The sequence below is a fragment of the Lipingzhangella rawalii genome (assembly GCF_031628175.1).
Lineage (GTDB): Bacteria > Actinomycetota > Actinomycetes > Streptosporangiales > Streptosporangiaceae > Lipingzhangella_A > Lipingzhangella_A rawalii.
Window position 1 is genome coordinate 169,296 of sequence record NZ_JAVLVT010000010.1, and the last position, 18,744, is coordinate 188,039.

16 protein-coding genes are annotated in these 18,744 nt (G+C 67.5%); 2 read left to right on the forward strand and 14 right to left on the reverse strand.

The genetic code is table 11. From position 1 onward, the window contains the following. Window positions 1-59: 59 nt before the first annotated feature. From ftsE to RIF23_RS18230, 9 genes are all read right to left on the reverse strand, one after another. The gene (gene ftsE, locus RIF23_RS18190; protein WP_310913799.1) at window positions 60-749 is read right to left on the reverse strand and encodes a cell division ATP-binding protein FtsE; all 690 of its coding nucleotides are present in this window, start codon (window positions 747-749) and stop codon (window positions 60-62) included. 215 nt (window positions 750-964) lie between these two features. Then, window positions 965-2,086, reverse strand: a complete 1,122-nt coding sequence (prfB, locus tag RIF23_RS18195; RefSeq protein ID WP_310913800.1) for a peptide chain release factor 2 — start codon at window positions 2,084-2,086, stop codon at window positions 965-967. A 35-nt stretch (window positions 2,087-2,121) separates the two neighbouring features. Next, window positions 2,122-2,973 carry a hypothetical protein gene (locus RIF23_RS18200; protein WP_310913801.1) on the reverse strand — a complete coding sequence of 284 codons (852 nt, stop codon included), beginning with the start codon at window positions 2,971-2,973 and terminating at the stop codon, window positions 2,122-2,124. Between the two features lie 316 nt (window positions 2,974-3,289). Then, complete coding sequence (locus RIF23_RS18205) at window positions 3,290-4,291, reverse strand: GNAT family N-acetyltransferase (RefSeq protein WP_310913802.1); 1,002 nt, start codon at window positions 4,289-4,291, stop codon at window positions 3,290-3,292. 172 nt (window positions 4,292-4,463) lie between these two features. Beyond that, window positions 4,464-5,399, reverse strand: a complete 936-nt coding sequence (locus tag RIF23_RS18210; RefSeq protein ID WP_310913803.1) for a poly(ethylene terephthalate) hydrolase family protein — start codon at window positions 5,397-5,399, stop codon at window positions 4,464-4,466. A 335-nt stretch (window positions 5,400-5,734) separates the two neighbouring features. Then, window positions 5,735-6,418 (reverse strand): response regulator transcription factor, encoded by a 684-nt coding sequence (locus tag RIF23_RS18215; RefSeq protein ID WP_310913804.1) that lies wholly within the window; start codon window positions 6,416-6,418, stop codon window positions 5,735-5,737. Between the two features lie 20 nt (window positions 6,419-6,438). Continuing rightward, window positions 6,439-7,695 (reverse strand): sensor histidine kinase, encoded by a 1,257-nt coding sequence (locus RIF23_RS18220; RefSeq protein WP_310913806.1) that lies wholly within the window; start codon window positions 7,693-7,695, stop codon window positions 6,439-6,441. Window positions 7,696-7,697: 2 nt separating this feature from the next. Continuing rightward, window positions 7,698-8,555 carry an ABC transporter permease gene (locus tag RIF23_RS18225; RefSeq protein WP_310913807.1) on the reverse strand — a complete coding sequence of 286 codons (858 nt, stop codon included), beginning with the start codon at window positions 8,553-8,555 and terminating at the stop codon, window positions 7,698-7,700. After that, the gene (locus RIF23_RS18230; protein ID WP_310913808.1) at window positions 8,552-9,496 is read right to left on the reverse strand and encodes an ABC transporter ATP-binding protein; all 945 of its coding nucleotides are present in this window, start codon (window positions 9,494-9,496) and stop codon (window positions 8,552-8,554) included. The genes RIF23_RS18225 and RIF23_RS18230 overlap by 4 nt, the downstream gene beginning before the upstream one ends. Before the next feature lie 207 nt (window positions 9,497-9,703). Here RIF23_RS18230 and RIF23_RS18235 point away from each other — a divergent pair, with 207 nt between their 5' ends. Next, window positions 9,704-10,963 (forward strand): hypothetical protein, encoded by a 1,260-nt coding sequence (locus RIF23_RS18235; protein ID WP_310913809.1) that lies wholly within the window; start codon window positions 9,704-9,706, stop codon window positions 10,961-10,963. Here RIF23_RS18235 and RIF23_RS18240 read toward each other — a convergent pair. Continuing rightward, window positions 10,893-11,678 (reverse strand): hypothetical protein, encoded by a 786-nt coding sequence (locus RIF23_RS18240; protein WP_310913810.1) that lies wholly within the window; start codon window positions 11,676-11,678, stop codon window positions 10,893-10,895. The genes RIF23_RS18235 and RIF23_RS18240 overlap by 71 nt on opposite strands. Window positions 11,679-11,795: 117 nt before the next feature. Between RIF23_RS18240 and RIF23_RS18245 the strand changes: the two genes are divergently transcribed. After that, window positions 11,796-14,024, forward strand: coding sequence for a tetratricopeptide repeat protein (locus RIF23_RS18245; protein ID WP_310913811.1), 2,229 nt, complete (start codon window positions 11,796-11,798; stop codon window positions 14,022-14,024). Between the two features lie 87 nt (window positions 14,025-14,111). On the opposite strand, the gene RIF23_RS18250 is transcribed toward RIF23_RS18245, so the two are convergent. The 4 genes from RIF23_RS18250 to RIF23_RS18265 form a co-directional block, all read right to left on the reverse strand. Further along, a complete protein-coding gene (locus RIF23_RS18250) occupies window positions 14,112-14,630 on the reverse strand; it encodes a hypothetical protein (protein ID WP_310913812.1) in 519 nt (172 codons plus the stop codon). Window positions 14,631-14,638: 8 nt separating this feature from the next. Beyond that, a complete protein-coding gene (locus RIF23_RS18255; RefSeq protein WP_310913813.1) occupies window positions 14,639-15,235 on the reverse strand; it encodes a hypothetical protein in 597 nt (198 codons plus the stop codon). 18 nt (window positions 15,236-15,253) lie between these two features. Beyond that, window positions 15,254-16,552 carry a hypothetical protein gene (locus RIF23_RS18260; protein WP_310913814.1) on the reverse strand — a complete coding sequence of 433 codons (1,299 nt, stop codon included), beginning with the start codon at window positions 16,550-16,552 and terminating at the stop codon, window positions 15,254-15,256. Window positions 16,553-16,898: 346 nt separating this feature from the next. Beyond that, complete coding sequence (locus RIF23_RS18265) at window positions 16,899-18,629, reverse strand: thiamine pyrophosphate-dependent enzyme (RefSeq protein ID WP_310913815.1); 1,731 nt, start codon at window positions 18,627-18,629, stop codon at window positions 16,899-16,901. Window positions 18,630-18,744: the final 115 nt, after the last annotated feature.

Genomic DNA, 18,744 nt, shown 5'->3' on the forward strand with positions numbered 1-18,744 from the left:
GTCACTGTCGCCCCTCGTACCGGACCCGTTCGACCGTGGCTCGTCAGGCCAGAAGCTGTTCAGTAGGCCTGGCCATAGACACCGCGGGACTGGTCCCGCACGACAACGCCCTCTTCCAACTCGATAACCCGCTTGCGCATCGAGTCAACGATCGCCGCGTCGTGCGTCGCCATGACGACGGTCGTCCCGGTTCGGTTGATTCGATCGAGCACCTTCATGATGCCGATCGAGGTGGCTGGGTCAATGTTTCCGGTCGGCTCGTCCGCCAGCAGGATCTGTGGCCGGTTGACGAACGCCCGGGCGATGGCGACCCGCTGCTGCTCTCCGCCGGAGAGCTCGTCCGGCATCCGGGTCGACTTGCCTTCGAGTCCGACCAGCTCAACAACCTCCGGAACCACCTTACGGATGAACCGCCGGGGCTTACCAATGACCTCAAGGGCGAAGGCCACGTTCTCGAAGACGTTCTTGTTGGGCAGCAGCCGGAAGTCCTGAAAGACACACCCGATCCGGCGGCGCAGGTGGGGCACCTTCCAGTTGGACAGGCGCGCCAGGTCCTTGCCCGCCACGTGGACACGTCCCGAGGTGGGACGCTCCTCCTTGAGAACGAGCTGGAGGAACGTGGACTTTCCGGACCCCGACGGGCCCACCAGGAACACGAACTCGCCCTTGTCGACGTCGATCGTGACCTCGTCCAGCGCCGGTCGTTTCTGGGTTGTATACGTCTTGGTGACGTTGTCGAAGTGGATCACAGCCGCATCACAAGGGTCTCGACGATTGGGACACCCCTGCGGAACGTGTCCGCGGGGTCGTGCCGACCACATGGCCAGTCGACAGTGTAGAGGCGCGCGTGCACCACGATGTCCGGTATGAGAGACACGCGCCAGGTTCGAGCCACCCCACTAGTACCAGCGGAGGCGGACTTGAGCATATCGGAAACGTCAACCAGTCATAACATTCACATATATCAGTGGTGTTCGCCATCCTGCTGCTGGTTCCGCAGCCAGCGGATCTCCGCGTCAATGAACTCGTCGATCTCCCCGTCCAACACGGCGGTGGTGTTTCCGGTCTCCATGGCCGTGCGCGTGTCCTTGACGTTCTGGTAGGGATGCAGCACGTAGTTCCGGATCTGGGTTCCCCAGCTGGTTCCACTGTCCCCACGCAGCTGGTCAATCTCAGCCTGCTCCTGTTGACGCTTCCGTTCGAGGAGGCGCGCCTGGAGCACCGACATCGCGCTGGCCCGGTTCTGGAGCTGGCTCTTCTCGTTCTGACAGGAGACCACGATCCCGGTCGGTAGGTGTGTGATCCGCACCGCCGAGTCCGTGGTGTTGACGCTCTGCCCTCCGGGGCCACTGGACCGGTACACGTCGATACGCAGCTCGTTCTCATCGATTTCGATATGGTCGCTGCGCTCCACCACCGGCACCACATCCACACCCGCGAACGACGTCTGCCGACGGTTCTGGTTGTCGAACGGGGAGATCCGCACCAGGCGGTGCGTGCCGTGCTCCCCCCGCAGCGTGCCGTAGGCGAACGGTGCCCGCACCCGAAACGTGGTCGACTTGATTCCAGCCTCCTCGGCGTAGGAGGTGTCATAGATCTCCGTCGGGTACCCGTGACGCTCGGCCCAGCGCAGATACATCCGCTGGAGCATCTGCGTCCAGTCCGCGGCATCGATCCCGCCGGCCTGGGCGTTGATGGACACCAGAGCTTCGCGCTCGTCGTACTGCCCGTTGAGCAGCGTCCGAACTTCCAGCTCCCCGATGTCCTTGCGAATACTGGCCAGCTCGGCCTGTGCCTCGCGACGGGCGGCCTCGTCCTCCTCGGAGGCGGCGAGCTCGTACAGCACCTCCAGGTCTTCCAGGCGCTGGCGCATCCCGGTCACCCGCGCTACCTCGGCCTCCAGGTAGGACAGGCGCCGGGTCACGGCCTGGGCGTTGGTCTGGTCGTTCCACAACTCCGGATCGGCGGACTGCTCGCGCAGTTGGTCGATCTCAGTGCGCATCGCGTCGATGTCCAGCACCGACTCGACACTCGAGAGCGTCGACGCCAGTTCCTTGAGCTCCTCCGCTGCATCCTTGTCTGCCACACCGCCAAGTCTAGGGGCCTGTCCCTCCGGAACGCTCAGAGTCCACGCGCCCGGGCCGCCTCCTGGACCCGCCGTTCCAACTCGGCTACGACCGGTCGCGCCTGCTCGGTGAGGACCAGCCCCCGCAGCCGAGCCATGAGCAGGGTGGCCTCGGCGACCTGCCCCAGGCGCAGATGCGCCTCAACGGCCGCGATCAGGGGCCAGGGGCCGCGCTCGCCGGTCCAGCAGCGGACGGTGATCCGCACAGTGGCCGCGTCGGCCTCGGCAGAGCCCTGCTCGGCCAGGGCACGGGTGGCCCGTTCCAGCGGCCCGGGCCCGCGTGGTTCGGCTCGACACGCCTCGTGGAACAGCTCCATGGCCGTGTCCGTGTCTCCCCAGGCCAGGGCGTGTTCCCCACGCATCGTGAGGGCTAGCCAGCTGCCCTCGCTGCGATCCCGAAGCCAGGTCGCGGCCCACCGTTCACCGTGGTGGCGTCGCTGATAACCCCACCCCCAGTGCAGTGCGTCGGCGTGGTTGGGATCGTGGGCCAGCACGGTGTCGAGCACCGTGTTCACGTCACTCTCGTCACCGCGCCAGGCGGCGAGCGGAGCCAGGGCGAACCAGGTGTCCGCGGCCCCGCCGCGTGCCTTGATGTGGGCCCGCAGGTCGTGTTCGGCGCGTTCCTGTTCGCCACACATACGCAGCACCTGCGCGTGCAGCACGGCCGCACGGTCCAGGTCGTCGTCGATGTCGCGCAGCCGCTGGGCCGCCACCTGGACCTCGGTGGCCCGCCCCGCGTCGAGCGCGCCGTGGATGATCGCGCGGAGGCGGCCCGCATCGTTCCACGCCTCCTCCACCCACGCCGCGAGATCCTCCGCGCTGAGTGTGTCCTGGTTTTCCGCTGTCACGACGAACCCCTCCGGATACCGCCAGTACCCCGATCCGGTACGTATCCTTACCCATGCACCTGGTGTGGCCACGCCCACGGGCACGGTCAGCCTGCCACGTCGGGGGTGTGCCGCGCACCCGGGGGTGGGGCTCAACCACGGTTGGTCCCCCACAACCGCACCTCCCCGATGCGTGCCACCTGATCCCCCATCGGCTTTTCCTTGCCCCCATGGGCTGGGGGGACACCCTCAGACGCCAGCACCGCCTCAATCCCGCCCCGACACGGCGCCCCACCCCCGACGGACACTGGCGCGGGGTGTGGCCTCGGGGCGCGGGTCAGGCCGCCGCGGGACGGAACCTCGCCAGGGAGGCCCGCCACATGGTCCACAGTGGCTCGTAGCCCCAACTGGTCCAGAATGTTGGGGAGATGGGATTGTGGTCGGCGAAGTGCAGTGCGACCCGAGGCACCCCGGCTTCGGCGATCCGGGCGTGGACCTCCCGCACCAGGGCGGATCCTACTCCCGTGCCCCGGTACTCCGGCTGGACGTAGACACATCCGATGTAGGCGAATGGACCCGGTCCCAGGCGCGGCGCCAGCCAGGCGTTGCTGTCCGGCCAGTCCACGGTGGCCAGCGCGACCGTCCGCCCATCGTCGTCGGCCAGCCATGCCTGGTCCGTGCCGGCCGTGGCCCGGCGTCGCATCTCCTCCCACAGCAGGTGGGCCGTTTCGGGCCGCTCGTTCAGGGCTCCGTGTTCGGTGTCGAAACGCACCTCGCCCAGCCACAGCTGGGCGGCGGCCGCGACATCGGCGTCGTGTGGGCTCAGGGGGCGGATCCGCACGGACGGGGGCGCACTACGCGGCCGCGGTCCCATACCCTGCCGGTCCAGAACCGCCAGGGTGGTGGTCTTCTCGAACCCGAACGCGTCCAGAACGGGGGGCATCTCCGGGTCACGCGTGGGCCAGGCGAGCATGGCCGCCTCGGTTGCGACGTCGTCTGGCGCCTCGCCTCGTGCCTGGGGGAGCACGGCGCGCCAGGCGGTCAAGAGCTCGGCCATCACCTGGGGCCGGTTGTCCGCTGCGATCAGGGGGCGCAGCCGGTGCTGCCGCAGTGGCCCCCAGGTGGCCTCCAGGGTCGCGGGGTCGGCCGCGTGGGTGGTGGCGTAGCCCTGGGCGGCGGGGCCGCGGGCGGCGGGGCCGCGCGCGCCGGGCACAGTGTGCACCAGGGTCTCGTCCGCGGTGGGCCCGCCGACCTCGGGTGGGAGCCGTTGGTCCAGGGCCTGTGCCCATTGGGTATGGTTCCGCGCCAGTGCGTCCGGGGTGTCATCGACGCTCGACATCGGTCCGCGCCTCCGTGTTCGGTAATGGCCGGGGTCGTTGGGACCCAGTATCCGGGTGGCACCGCTCGACGGACACGGCCCCCGCGGATACGGCCACACATGGGCGCGGACGCACGTGGGGTGCGGCCCGGTCCGGGCCGCACCCCACGTGCGGGAGAGGGCGAGTTCCGGGTTACTCGCCGTGTGGGCAGGAGTCCCGGTAGTCGGAGATGTCGTCGAACCAGCCACCGTGGTCGGGCGGCGGGCACAGGAACTGCTCGTAGCGCTCGTCGTTGTCCACGAAGCGCTTCAGCCAGGAGATGCTGTAGCTCGCGATGAGGGTGTTGGGGAAGTTCGGAGCGAAGTGGCTCGCCCCGTCCAGTTCCATGTAGGCCCGGTCCAGGTCCTCGTCGAGGCTCTCGTAGAACGGGATGGAGTGCGAGCTCACCGAGGCGGTGAGGTCGTTCTCCGCACCGATGACCATGGTGGGGACCTCGAGGTCACCCCAGTCCTTGCGTAGGTGCCAGCCGGTGAGCGGGATGGCGGCCTTCAGGTCCGGGTTCTGGTCGGCCGCGTAGAGGCTGCCGCCGCCACCCATGGAATGTCCCATCACGGCGAGCCGGTCTTCGTCGACGACGTCGGAGGCGTCACTGTCCTCAACCACATAGTCCAGGGCGGCCTGGAGCTGGCGCCCCCGACTGTTCGGCTGGCTGTAGCGGCTCGTGGTGTCGATGGTGATCACCACGAAGCCCTGGGAGGCCAGCCGCGGTCCCAGCCACGAGATCGAGGACTCGCCGGCGGTGTAGCCGGGCGAAATGGCGACACCGCCGAAAGTGCCCTCGCTGGTGTCGGTGGGGTAGTAGACGGTGCCGCCACCGAAGTCACTGCCCGAGCCCCACGAGGACACGGACTCCTCGTCGAGGTCGAACGGTCCCTCGCTGGCTTCGATGCTGTCCCAGCTGGGATCGGGCCCCCGCTCGTGGGCCTCCTCGGCACTGACCGGTGCGGCCAGGGAGGCACCGAGTCCGAACACCGCAACGGTCGCCACCGCGACGTTTCGAATGTGCCGGAAGGCAGGTGCGACACGGCCCCGTGGTTCTGGGGGGTGGGTGCCGTGGGGAGATCGCATAGTTCCGGTTTCCCTTCGGTCGGGTACGCCGTCCACGGCGGGACGGCCGGATATGCCGGCGACTATGCGGGCTCATCGTGATCTGTAACATCCCGGAAACCACCAGTTTTTGATCAGGGGTCCCACCAGGTGCGCTGTGACCAGCGCTAACCCAAAGCGCGAACAGTGTTTACGATCTGGATTGAATCAATATCCGGGAGTAGCGCTGACTCGCATCGGATGATCTGCCCCCAACGGCGACACACCAGCTGAATTCCGGAAAGATCGTTTTTGAAACCACAGCCATCCGAAATTGACGCCCGAAGCGTGGGGGATATGCACGCGGCTGGTGCGGCTCAGTCGACGCCGCCCGCCCCACCTTCCGGGGCCGGCGGCTCCAGCAGGCCGCGCTGGAGTGCGCGCGCCACAGCAGCGGTCCGGTCGCTGGCGCCGAGTTTCGCGCAGGCCCGCGCCAGGTGCGTTTTCACCGTGGTGGAACTGATGCACAGCTCCCGTCCGATCGCGGCGTTGGTGTGCCCACGACTGGCCAGCCGCAGTACCGCGGTTTCCCGTTCGGTCAGGCGTTCCGCCGGGCCCGCGACGGTACCGCGCCTGCGACGGACCCCGGCGGCGAGCCGATGGGCCACACCGGGCGCGAGCACCGTCTCCCCGCGGACGGCCTCCCGGACGGCGGCGACGAGACGAGCCCGCGGGGTGTCTTTGAGCAGGTAGCCCGACGCGCCCGCCTCCACGGCCTGAACGATGTCGGTGTCGGTGTCGTAGGTGGTCAGCGCGACCACGTGGCATCCCGGGTTCGCATCCCGGATCCGCCGCGTGGCTTCAACCCCGTCCCCGTCGGGCATCCGCAGGTCCATCAGCACCACGTCCGGCCGGTGGTTCTCGGCCATGGTCACTGCCGCATGCCCGGAGGCGGCCTCGGCCACCACGTGCAGATCCTCTTCCGCGGTGAGCATGGCCCGCACCCCCTCCCGCACCACGGGGTGATCGTCGACGAGCAGAATCCGGATCCCCTCGGTCACCACAGTTCCTCACTTTCCACCTACGCACCCGGGCCGGGCCAGGTCATGGGTAGCTCCAGACGCACCACGGTTCCGGCCCCGGGCCGGCTGGCCACGGCACAGTGCCCACCGGCCTCTTCCGCCCGCTGCCGCATACTCCACAGCCCGGTTCCCGGAGGTGTCGCATCCGGCGCGAATCCATTCCCGTCGTCGCGCACCTCGAGTGCAACGGAGTCCGCGGTGTAGGTGAGTTCGACGTCCACGCGGGTGGCAGCGGCATGGCGACGGGCGTTGGCCAGGGCCTCCTGTCCGGCACGCAGGAGCTGCACCTGCGGCTCGGGATCGAGGCGGCGCGGCTGTCCCTGCACGGTGACTCGCGCGGTGATACCGAGCTCGGCACCGAGGCGCTCGGTGCTGCGGCGGAGGGCGGCGTCCAGGGTGGAGCCAGCCAACGCCGCCGGTTCCTGCTCCGCGACGATGGCGCGGGCCTCGGCGAGGTTGTCCTGGGCGGTCTGCCGCATCATCGCCACGTGCCGACGGGCCTCCTCCGGTGCGGTGTTCAGCTCCGATTCCACCGCCTGGGCAAGGGTGACGATACTGGTGAACCCCTGGGTCAGGGTGTCGTGGATTTCGCGGGCCAGATGGGCCCGCTCGGCGGCGGCGCCGGCCTCCTCGGACAGGCGGGCGACCTCGGCGCGGCTCTGCCGCAGCTGCTCCACCAGCGTGGCCCGCTCACTACTCTGGGAGATGATGCGCTGGATCCAGCCGCTCAACCAGCCGCAGAACGTCAGGACCAGGATGTAGATGGCAAGGGTAACCACCGTTTCCCGCGAGGTGAGATCGCCGGCAAGGAACCGCTGCACGTCCGAGGCCAGCATGAGGACCGCGACGCACACCAGCCCGCCCCAGCGCCCGGCGAGCATGAAGTACAGCGGCCCCAGCGCGAAGATGCCCCAGGCCGCCACCGGTGCGATCGCCACCACCGGCGCGGACAGGGCAAGCATGCCGCCGGCGACGAGCCAGCCCCGCGCGGTGGTGAAGTCGTCCCCGGGCAGCAGCCGGCCCGCCAGCAGATACCACATCCCCAGCGCAACCAGCAGGCCCACCGCGACCCACCGCCAGCCGGGCTCGGCGGCGACATAGACGAGCACGGCCAGGGTCGCCAGGGCGGTGAGCACCAGCAGGTGCCAGTGCCAGGTCAGTTCCCAGGCGTGGGCCTGGCTGGCCGTGGTGGGGCTGGGACCCGGCCGAGGCGAGTCCCCGGCCGGGTCGGCCATGTCCGAGCGGGGTGCCGGCATGCTCACCCGTCCTTGGCGGTTTTCCAGCGAAACGTCAGGAGGCACAGGATCACGCCCACCACGCACCAGACGGCCAGCACAGCCAGCACCAGGTGCAGATCCCAGGCCCCCGAGGGCTCCAGGGCCGCCGCGGACTCGGGGTAGAAGGCGGAGCGCATTCCCTGGGCCATCCACTTCAGCGGGAACACGGCGGCGACGTTCACCACCCAGTCCGGCAGGGCCTGCACCGGGATGAATACCCCGGAGAAGAACTGGAGCACCAGAAACGGCACGATGACGATGACGCTGGCGCCACGGGCCGACCGCGCGAGGCTGCTGCACGCGATTCCCAGCAGGGAGCAGGCCACCGTACCGAGCACGAACACCCAGGTGATGGTGAGCCAGTCCCCCAGCTGGACGGGGAGATCGGCGCCGTAACCGATGCGGGCCACGCCCAGCAGCAGGATCAGCTGTCCCAGCGCGAGCAGCAGCACCATGCCGGTTTTCCCGAGGAAGTACGCCGCGGGCGGCATGGGGGTTCCGCGGAGCCGACGCAGGGTACCGTTATCGCGTTCGGTGGCGATTCCAACACCGAGGGTCTGGAAACTGACCGACATCAGGGCCATGGCGATCAGTCCGGGCAGGTAGAACTCGGTCGCCTGCATATGGATCTGGGGGCCCTGGTCCATATCGGCGAAGATGGCACTGAACAGCAGCAGGATCAGGGTGGGAAACGCGAAGGTGAACAGGACGGTCTCCCACTCCCGGAAGAACTCCCGAATCTCCAGCCAGCTGCGGGACACACCGACGCGTAGGGTTCCCGGGAGTTCGGCGGCACCGGGCCGTGTCTGTGCTGGCGTCGGACGGTCGGTGCTGGTCACGTCCACACCTCGGCTTCCTGGGGCGGGGCGGGGGTGGGCTGGCGGCTGGTGGCGTCCCCACCGGGGGCAGCGGTGGGGGGCGGGGCGTCGCCGACGAGTGTGAGGTAGGTCTGCTCAAGGGTCGGCCGGTGCACCGACAGTTGCGGAATCTCCCCGGGGTGGGTGTCCAGCAGCTGCCGGAGGAACTGGGTGGGCTGGTCGGTGCGGACCTGCTGGTCCTCACCGTCGGCATACCACGACACCACAGTGCGGGCGTCGACCTGTCCGCCGAGCGTGGCCGGGTCGCCGTCAGCGACCACCCGACCGTCGGCGAGTACCACCACCCGGTCCGCGAGGGCCTCGGCCTCGTGCAGGTAGTGGGTGGTCAGCAGGATGGATGTCTGGTCCGCGGCCAGCTGACGCAGCAGCTCCCAGAAGGCGTGCCGCGCCTGCGGGTCGAAGCCGGTGGTGGGCTCGTCCAGAAACAGCAGCTCGGGCCGGCCCACGATGCCCAGGGCAACGTCGAGACGACGTCGCTGCCCACCGGAGAGCGCACGAACCCGGGTGCGGGCCTGCCGGTCCAGCCCGACCAGTTCCAGCACCTCGTCTGTGGGGCGGGGATCGGGATAGTAGCCGGCGAAGTGGCGCACCACTTCGCGCACCGTTAGCGGCGAATCCTCGACGGCTCGCTGCCACACGATGCCGATGCGGGCCCGCCAGGCCCGCCCGGCGGTCTTCGGGTCGCTGCCCAGAACCTGCACGGTTCCCCGGTCCCGGCTCCGAAACCCCGCGATGATCTCCAGGGTGGTGCTCTTTCCCGCACCGTTCGGCCCGAGCAGCGACAGGACCTCGCCGCGGGCCAGATCCAGATCCACGCCGTCGACGGCGGCGGTGGCACCATAGCGCTTATGCAGCCCCCGCACCTCGACGGCGGGGGCCGCGGTTGGGGTGTGTTCCGTCATGACGCCATACTCGCCCGTGCCGCCGGGCTGCGACATCCACCGTGCGGACAGCCCGAGGTCCTCCGATTGGGGGACATGCGCGTGGCCACGTCTTCCCATTCCAGCCAGGCGTCTCGGGCCGTACGATGTCGCGGATCGACAGGCGGCCCGAGACGCCGACCGAACGAACCTGCGTTGCTGCACTGGTGTCCGTGACCGGAGGTGACGATGCCCGGATCGTGGCAGGGCTCCTGCACGTGGATCGATCTAACGCGCACGCGTCGGGAGGCGCTGGGCTGCCTCGCGGCGGCCGCGGCAGCGCTCCTGGTGTTCGCCCTGGCCGCTGTGCTCGGGGCTCTGACGTCTGGCCGGTGGACGGCACACAACCTCGCCGGTCTGGCCGCGGGCGTGGCCGGGTTCGGACTGCTCGCCAGCGTGGCGGTGCGGTTCCCCCGGGCGCTGGGGCGGCAGGGGATCCTCGTGCAGTCGCAGGGACTGACCCTGACGGAGGATGCCAGCTTGTGGTGTTCGGGGCGTCGCTGGGATCTGCCGTGGCATGCCCTGGAGTCCCTCACCAGCAGCCCTGTCGACACGACGACCCACCAGCACCGGGCTCGGGAGAAGACCCTGTGGGTGACGATAGGAACGCGGGGGGAACCGGCAGCCGCGAAGGTGCCCACCTTCCTGTGGCGAACGCGATCCGGGCCGCCGCAGACCTCGGCGCCCGGCCACGCCACCGTTGGGCTGTCCCTCACGCCGCCGCAGCTGTATACCCTGTTTCGCGCGGTGGCGACGCACCGGCCCGAGATCGTGAACGAGACCCCCGATGTCGAGAATTGGCGGTCCCACGATCCCGCCCCGGTGCCGAGCGAGCCAATGCCCGCGCACTGGTTTGGGATGCGGGCAGCATGGGCGACGCTGTGGTGGGTGTGCGGGCTGGCGCTGGTGTATGTGACCATCACGGCGACCCTGTTCGAGTGGCTGCCCCGGCAGGCGGAACTGGCGCGGGCAGACGTGTCCGCGATCGTGGAAATCTCGGTGCAGGCCGCCACGATTGCCGCACTGCTGGGGCTGCTGGTGGGCCTAATGCCGAGAACACTGGCCCAGCAGGGGGTTCGGCTCGACGGCTGCGGAATCACCCTGGTGCAGAACCGACTGGCCTGGCGCCCGGCGCACAGCGTGCACCTGCCGTGGGACGAGATTCACCAGTGCCGCCCATATCCCCGACGCTTCCGGGGCTTGGGGCGCACGCGGTGGATGCTGAGCGTGCTGATCACTACTCCCCAACGACTCACCCCCGCTGAATGCCCGAGCTGGGCACTGGTGCAGCCCGTGGATCCCCACACCCCGCCCGCCACGCCCACACGCCCGCTGACCAAGGTCACGCTACCCCTGGGCCGGCGCCATGTACGACACCTCACCCGGGTGCTGCGGGAGCATCATCCGCACGTGCTTCCTCCCGATGCCGCCATCCCACCCTCGTGGTGAGCGGTACGTGGCAACCACGGACGCGGCCCGGCCCCGAGGCAGCCCCAGGGCGAGCCGCGCACGGACTGAGCTCCGGGCAGATCCCACCCCCGGGGACCCCGCACCGGCACGGCGGTGCTGACCAGCGGCGACAGCGAAACCCCGGATTCAGCTCACCCCCCCGCTCGGTTTTTTCCTCAGTCGCGGGAGGGTTGCGCAGGTCAGCGGCGCCGGCGATCTCGCCCAGGAGATCGGCCAGGTCTGTGAGGACCCGGCGGCTCTCCTCCAGCGCCGCCCGCAGGTCCGGTTCCCGTTCCCAGGCGCGCTCGTGGCTGACCGGGTCCACATGCTCCGGGCGGGTTTCCTCGTAGGCGCGCAGCAGGGGATGCCACTCGGTCAACAGGGGCCGTAGCGAGCCGTTCAACACTGTCACCGCCAGCACCCCGAAGGACAGTTCCCCCTCGGCGCGTGCCGGCGCGATCTCCGGACCGTAGCGGCGCAGAATATCCCGAGTGATCCGAAACAGGTCGTACAGCGACGACAGCGCCTCCCGCAGCAGGCCCTGCCCCGGCGGCAACTCCACCGCCGACACGCGCGTGACCAGCTCCACGTACAGCTCCCACGCGGCGTTGCGCTCGGCCTCGTCCGGCTCCCACGTGCCCTGAATCTCCCCCAGCAGCGGCACGGACAGGGTTACGGCCACCTGCCTGGGCCGGAGGTTACGTCCCTTCGACACGTGCTTCCCTTTCGGTGACGGCGAACCCGGATCGATCCCCCGCATGCCCGATTCTCCCCGGCTGGGACAGTGATGCGCGCTCACCGGCAGGCCCAGCTACCTTCCTATACTCGGGGGGTGGCTGAACAGGGGCGCGCGCACGACACCGGCCGGGACGAGGAGCCCGCCTGGGACGTGTTCGTCAGCTACGCCCGCCGCGACATCGCCCGGGTGCGGCCGCTGGTGGCGGCGCTGCGCGCGGTGGGACTGTCGGTGTTCACCGACGACACCGCAATCGGCGACTTCGCCGCGATCAGCCACACCATCCGCACGGAGCTGGCGCGGTCCCGGCTACTCCTCGTGTACTACTCGACCGCCTACCCGCGGCGCCGCGCCTGCCAGTGGGAGCTGACCGTGGCCTTCCTCGCCGCCCAGCGGATCGACGCCGACCCGAGACACCGCATCCTGGTCGTCAACCCGGAGGCCGGCACCGAGCATATTCACCCCGTGGAACTGCGGGACAGCAAGCACGCCCCCGGGGCCACCCGAGCCGACCGGGACGGCCCACGCACGCACTCCGACTACGCCGAGCTGGCCCACCGGGTACGGGAACGGCTCGCCAGCGTGTCGAACGTGTTCGGGGCGGCACTACGTCCGGGAACGCCCCGATGGACGCCCGCACCCGCACGCGCGGGCTCGACGCGGTTCACCGGCCGGCTGGTGGAGTCCTGGCAGCTGCACAGCGCACTGCACCCGCATCCCCTTCCCCTGGTCAGCGGGCGGGACGCCGCCAGCTGGGCGGTGGTACGGGGGCCCGCCGGTATCGGTAAGACCCTGCTGGTGGAGGAGTACGCGCTCCGGTTCGCCACGGCCTACCCCGGCGGGGTCTTCTGGTTGAGCCTCGCCGGCGCTGCGGACCCGCCCACCGTGGCCGCCCGCTACCGGACACAACTCGCCGACACCGCGGCCGCCCTGGATGCCCCGACGGACCCCGGCCCGGCGCGTTCACCCCACCCGCGGCTGGAACGACTACTGGACGCGCTCGCGGCCCGGCTCGGATCGCTGCCCGGACCGTTCCTGTGGGTGGTGGATGACGTGCCCGACCTGGCCGACGCCGAGCTGACCCGCCAGCTGCGGGCTCCCCACCCTCAGGGCCGCACAGTGTTCACCACCCGCAGCAGGCGGACGGGGGTGGAAGCCACCGCGATCGATCTGGACCCCCTACCGGAGGAGGATGCGCTACGGCTGCTCACGCCCCTGCATGAGGATCCGGGGGCTGATTCGACCCGGGCGGCGCGCACCCGTCTCGCCCGGGAGGTGGGCCACCATCCTCTGGCGCTGGACCTGCTGGGGCGTGACCCCTACCGCCGCTCCCCCATGGCACTGTCGGCACTGCTGTATGAGGCCGGCTGCGAGGTACTCAGCGACATCGCCACCGAGGTGCCGCTGCCCACCGGCTACCCGAGCGATATTGCCCAGGTTCTCCTCGGGGACGTGCTCCACGCGCCCCAGTCGGGATCCACCGCAGACCCGGCCGGCGATAGTTCGGCGCTGGACGCGCTGCGCTGCGCGGTGGCCTGCGATCCGGTTCCGGTGACAGTGGACCTGGTATGGCGGATCCTGTCCGAGGCACTCGCGGCAGGCGCTGCACAGCCCCGGGCGCGTTCCGGAATCGCGCAGCTGCACCGTATGTGTGTGTTGGCGCCGCAGGGGCCGGAATCCTGGCGGGTGACGCCGCTCACCCGCTGGGCGCTTCAGCGACACGACCCGGATCCGGAGCGCAGCGAGTTGCTGCGCAAGGCTGCGCTGGGCGTGCTGGCCGGGCGCCACGAGACTAGTATCGGAAACGGCAGACCGCCGTCGCGCGTCACGGACACTCCGGAGGCCCGCATGCCGCAGGAGCGCACGCCCGCACCGGTCACCGACATGGACCGGATGGCCGCGTTCGAAATCCAGATGCAGCTGGTGACCCGCGTGGGGATCCAACGGCTCGGCGAACACGGGGGGATTCTGCGCGAGGCACTCGGCTCCCTGCACACCCTGCTGGAGCTGAGCCGCGACATCATGCGCCGGTACAACATCGCGTTGAGCGACCCCTGGCACAGCCGCGGCTCGGACGTGGAACAGCTCGTGGACGAGCTGATCAACGATGTGTTGCGGCCATTCCTGGAGCGGTGGCACCCCGCGCTCGCCGAACACGAGGCGAGCCGCCCCGCGGGCACGGGCGCCTACGCCCACGAGTGCGCGTGGCCGCAGGCCACCCAGCTGCGCGCGGAGTTGGACGCTCTGCACGATCCGCTCAGCCGTATCGCGCGCGACCTCGGCGAGATCAGCGGCTCCTCGTTCGGATTCCGCCCCACGCCGTAGGCCAGCCGCCCCGATCCCACGTTCTTCGGGGAGCGGGGATCAATGGCCGGGGGCGATCGCTTGGGGGCGCGGGGCGGGGAGGGCTGCTCACCGGTGCGGCTGGTTCCACCGCGGGTCGCCGTCCAGGTAGCGCTGTTTGTGCTCGGGCAGGGGGAAATAGGGGTTGGTGGCCGCGGTACGGTCACGTCCGCGGCGGCGCGCCACCCACACGAGCATCCACCCGAGAACTGCGCTGACCAACGTCAGTACGCTGATCGTGGCGAGCCCGCCGGGCCCACCCACCTCGTCCATGTCCTCCCACAGCCACACTTTCTCCACGATGTTGTAGCCTACGGCCACCACGGGCACCCCACACGTGGCGACGACGTTGCGCACGATCCGGTTCCGGTGCGGGCGCAGATGCCCGAACGCCGCCAGCAGGGCCGCCAGGAACGGTGCCACCAGCACGTAGCCCAGCACCACCAGAGGCTCGTAGGTTCCGATCTGGTCGTAGGGAAGCGCGGAAACCGCGAGCATCCAGCCGATCAGAACCGCGGCTGACCCGACGACGTACCCCGCCACGGCCAGTAGCCACGAGACGATGATGTCCCAGGGAATCCAGCGCACCGCCGGACCTACCCTTCCGCCGCACGCAGCGAACCGAGGACCTCATCCCGAACCTCCGGAGTCAGCTCCTCCTCAATTCCCCGAAGGACGAATACGGCGCTTCCGGAATAGCTCCCAACATCATCTGGCTCTCCCAAGACCACTCCGACATCGGTCGCCCGAACTTCAGCGGAGTCCTGAGGATCAATCACGTAGTCCACCCGAAAAGCCTCATCAAAACCAGGGACCTCAAATTCCGGATCTTCCTCGTAGTCTCGCGTGGTCTCCCGCATGCCGACGTGAACACCCAATGCGGCCTCGTGGGCGTGCGTGATTGAGCTCGAACCTGACAGAACACCGACCTCCGCAAGCAGATCTCCGGACTCTGTCGCCTCATACATCACGTCCCATCCATCCGGAAGATCCGACTCAGGAACTTCATTCCATCCATCTGGAACAACAAAAAGAAAAGGGCCTTCGACTACTTCTTCGCCCGAAATGGAATTTTCTGAGGCGTCGGATTCACTTCGGGATTCGTTAGATCCAAAATAATCAGAATCAGTGATTCCACAGGAAGAAATTAGAAAATACACAAAAACAAGAGGAGTGATTGTTGCGATTTTCATTGGTTCGCCTATTTCTATCTATACACATTCGGAGAACATGTAATATTCACGCTCTCCACTCCTGGGAGGCCCAAGATATTCAGCATCATAAATATCCCGACTTGAATCTCCAACACTTCCAGTAAATCCGAACACCATTCCGATTTTTATCTCGGCTCCATAATCTTCTATATCATCAGAATTAGAATAGTCGACTCGAGATACATGAGCATTATTAAACAGTAGTTCATCAAAGGGGGTTGGATTACTAGGTAGCTGCTCAGGAGCCAAACTTTCCCACATCAACGGAAGAGCCGAGAGAGATTCGGAAAGACCAATCCAAGATTTTACCACATCCCGCTCATACTCAGATTCAACGGGAAGCTCAGTCGTGATTTGTTGAATACTCCCATCAATGCTTACTATTTGTTGAATCCTAACATTAACGATTTTTCCTTCATTGTCTTCTTTTATTTCCAGGATGCCGATTCTCTCTGATTCTGCAATAGAAATATCCTCGCCAGGAGCCAGATCCGATGTCAGCTCAACGGCTCCCTCTAAAGTATATGTTCTGGTGGATGTTCCTTCATCTTCATTTCTGCTCCAAATAACCTCCTCGCCAAGGCCTACAGCGCCATTGGTACTCATACGCGGATCGATCTCCCACTCATCGACCCACGTTCCATACCCCCGGCCAGCCCTTCCCCCCCAATCCAATTCACCATCGAGATAGTCAAACCCCACACCTCTCCTTGTAATATCCGGATCTGGTAAGTCAGGAGCAGCTACTTCAGAAGCAATAATCCCAAGAGGAGAAAGCGAAATTTTTCCAACTTGGGACATTCGTAGGTTATGCACATCTCCAATAAAATCATTTACATCTTCCTTGGAGTGAAATATCCAAGTACTTCCCCCAGGAAAAGAAACCCCCCCACCTAGATCAATGTCTGCGCCCAAGTTTAAATGATCTCCGGCGTTGACATTACCACCCAATCCAGACTCCACTCCTACGTTAAAACCCTCCATCAAAGTTACTTCTATGCGTCCGCTTGAATATTCTTCAATCAAAATCTCTAATTCACCGCCAAGAGTAAAAAATACAGCCCTTCCATCAACCCCAATCACATCTACTTGCGACGAGACCAAACACTCGTCCGGCTCGAACTCCTCGAACTGGTCCACCCTCGCTTTGTCTATATCCGGGAGCGAGCAATCCTCGGATCCCGTAGCACGACACAGATGATCACCAATCGAGTCTACGATCCCGCTGCGCAGCACAGTGAAGGGGATCGCAATGAGCATGGTTCCGGTGAGCACCAGGGCAGCGGTGTACTCCATGATGCTCGCCCCGCGGTCCGCGTATACAACCATGAAAGATCATTCCTCGGGGGGTACTGACAGCAGCATTCTCGCCGATCCCGCGCTCGACCAGAACATCTCCCCCGACATCCGGAGCACTCAACGAAAAACTACTGGACACGAAGAAATTGATCTTTTCTGGGATTGCGTGGCGCCGGCGTCCGGGAACGTTCCTGACGGCTCGACCCCGTCGTTCACCCGCTGGGGACAACATGGCGGAGCACCGGCCCGCCCCGCCCGCGCACATCTGCCGCTACGGTCCGCTCGCGGGAGGCCACACCACAGAGGTCGGCCACTGTCCCTCGAGGCTCCCTGCCGGCCGGTCTTACAACAGCCGCACGTTGTGGGTCACCGAACGCACGGCGTCGTCGAGGTTGCCGTGCAGGGCCTGCTTCGCGAGGCTCAGCCCGAACCCTTCGGCCATGCCGAAGCTGACCTGCGGGGGTAGTGCCAGAGCCACCGGGTCGACGACCGCGTCGAGCACCGCCGGGCCGTCGCTGTCCAGCAGCTGGTCCACCGCTCCGGACACATCCAGGGGTTCGCTCACGCGCATTCCGGTGGCGCCCATGGCCTCGGCGACTTTCGCGAAGTTGGGGTTGGCCAGCTCCGTGCCGTACGGGGCGAGACCGGCCTCCTCCATCTCAATGTGCACGAATCCGAGGCTGCTGTTGTTGAGCACCACGATCTTGACGGGCAGCTTGCGCTGCACCAGCGTCAACAGGTCCCCGAGCAGCATGGTGAAGCCGCCGTCTCCGCACAGGGCGATCACCTGCCGGTTGGCGCCTCCGGCGAGGGCGGCCCCCAGCGCGTTGGGCATGGCGTTGGCCATGGAGGCCCAGCTGAACGAGCCGAGGATGCGCCGGTCGGGTGTGGCGGTGAGGTGTCGGGCGGCCCAGATGCAGGCGGTACCGGTGTCGACGGTGAACACCGCGTCGTCGGCAGCCCGCTCGTCGAGCAGGGTGGTGAGGTATTCGGGGCGGATCGGGCTGGTGGTGGGGCCGTGGTCGACGTAGTGGCGGTTGCGTTCGCGGGCGGAGGTGGTGTGTTTGCGGGCGGTGTCGAGGTGCTTCGTTTCGGTTTTGCCGTGCACGAGGGGCAGCAGTGCGTCGATGGTGTCGCCGACGTGACCGACCAGGCCGAGGTCCACGGGGGTGCGACGGCCGATGTTGGCGGCGCGCCGGTCCACCTGTGCCTTGCGCGGCCCGCCGGGCAGGAACGCCGAGAATGGGAAGTCGGTGCCCAGCAGGAGACACATGTCGCAGTCGTACATGGCCTGGTGCGCCCCGCCCCAGCCGAGCAGCCCGGTCATGCCGACCGCGTTGGGATTGTCCCACTCCAGCCACTGTTTGCCGCGCAGGGTGTAGGCCACTGGGGCCTGGAGACGCTCCGCGAGCGCGACCACTTGGTCGTGGGCGTCGCGGCAGCCCTCACCGCCGAAGATGGTGACGGTTCGGGCCTCGTTCAGCATGTCGGCGAGCACGCGCAGATCCGCCTCGGCAGGACGAAGCACCGTGTCGCTGAGGCGGGCGGCGGGTACGGCGGCGTGGCTGGCCGGGGCCGCGGCCACGTCACCGGGCAGTGAGATGACGGTGGGGCCGCGGTCGCGTAGCGCGGTGAGGAGGGCGCGCTGCACCACGGCATGGGTCTGGCGGGGATTGACGATCTGCCCGGTGTACAGGGAGGCGGTCTGGAACAGCTGGTGGGGGTTGACTTCCTCGAGGGTTTCGGTTTCCAGGGCGTCGGTGACGGTGTCGCCCGCGAGCGCGATCACGGGCGCGCCCTCCTTGCGGGCGTCCATGAGCCCGTTCAGCAGATGGGTGGCGCCGGGGCCGGCGGTTCCACACACGACGACGGGCGCCCCGGTCAGGTAGGCGTCGGCGACGGCAGCGAACACGCCGGCCTCCTCGTGCCGGACGTGTACGAAGTCGATGCGGCCGTCGCGGGCCAGCGCGTCGATGACAGGGTTGAGGGCGTCCCCGACAATGCCGTAGCAGCGGCGCACTCCGGCCGCATGCAGCATGTCCCACAGCACGTCGGCAACGGTCGATTTACGCATCCCGGTCCCCCGCGGTGTCGGCTGGCTCATCCGGCTGGCTCCGGACCCACTGGGGGCCGTCTTCCCGGGCGCGGGCGTCACTAGCCCCAAGCTGAGGTCAAGATCCCGTTGGCGC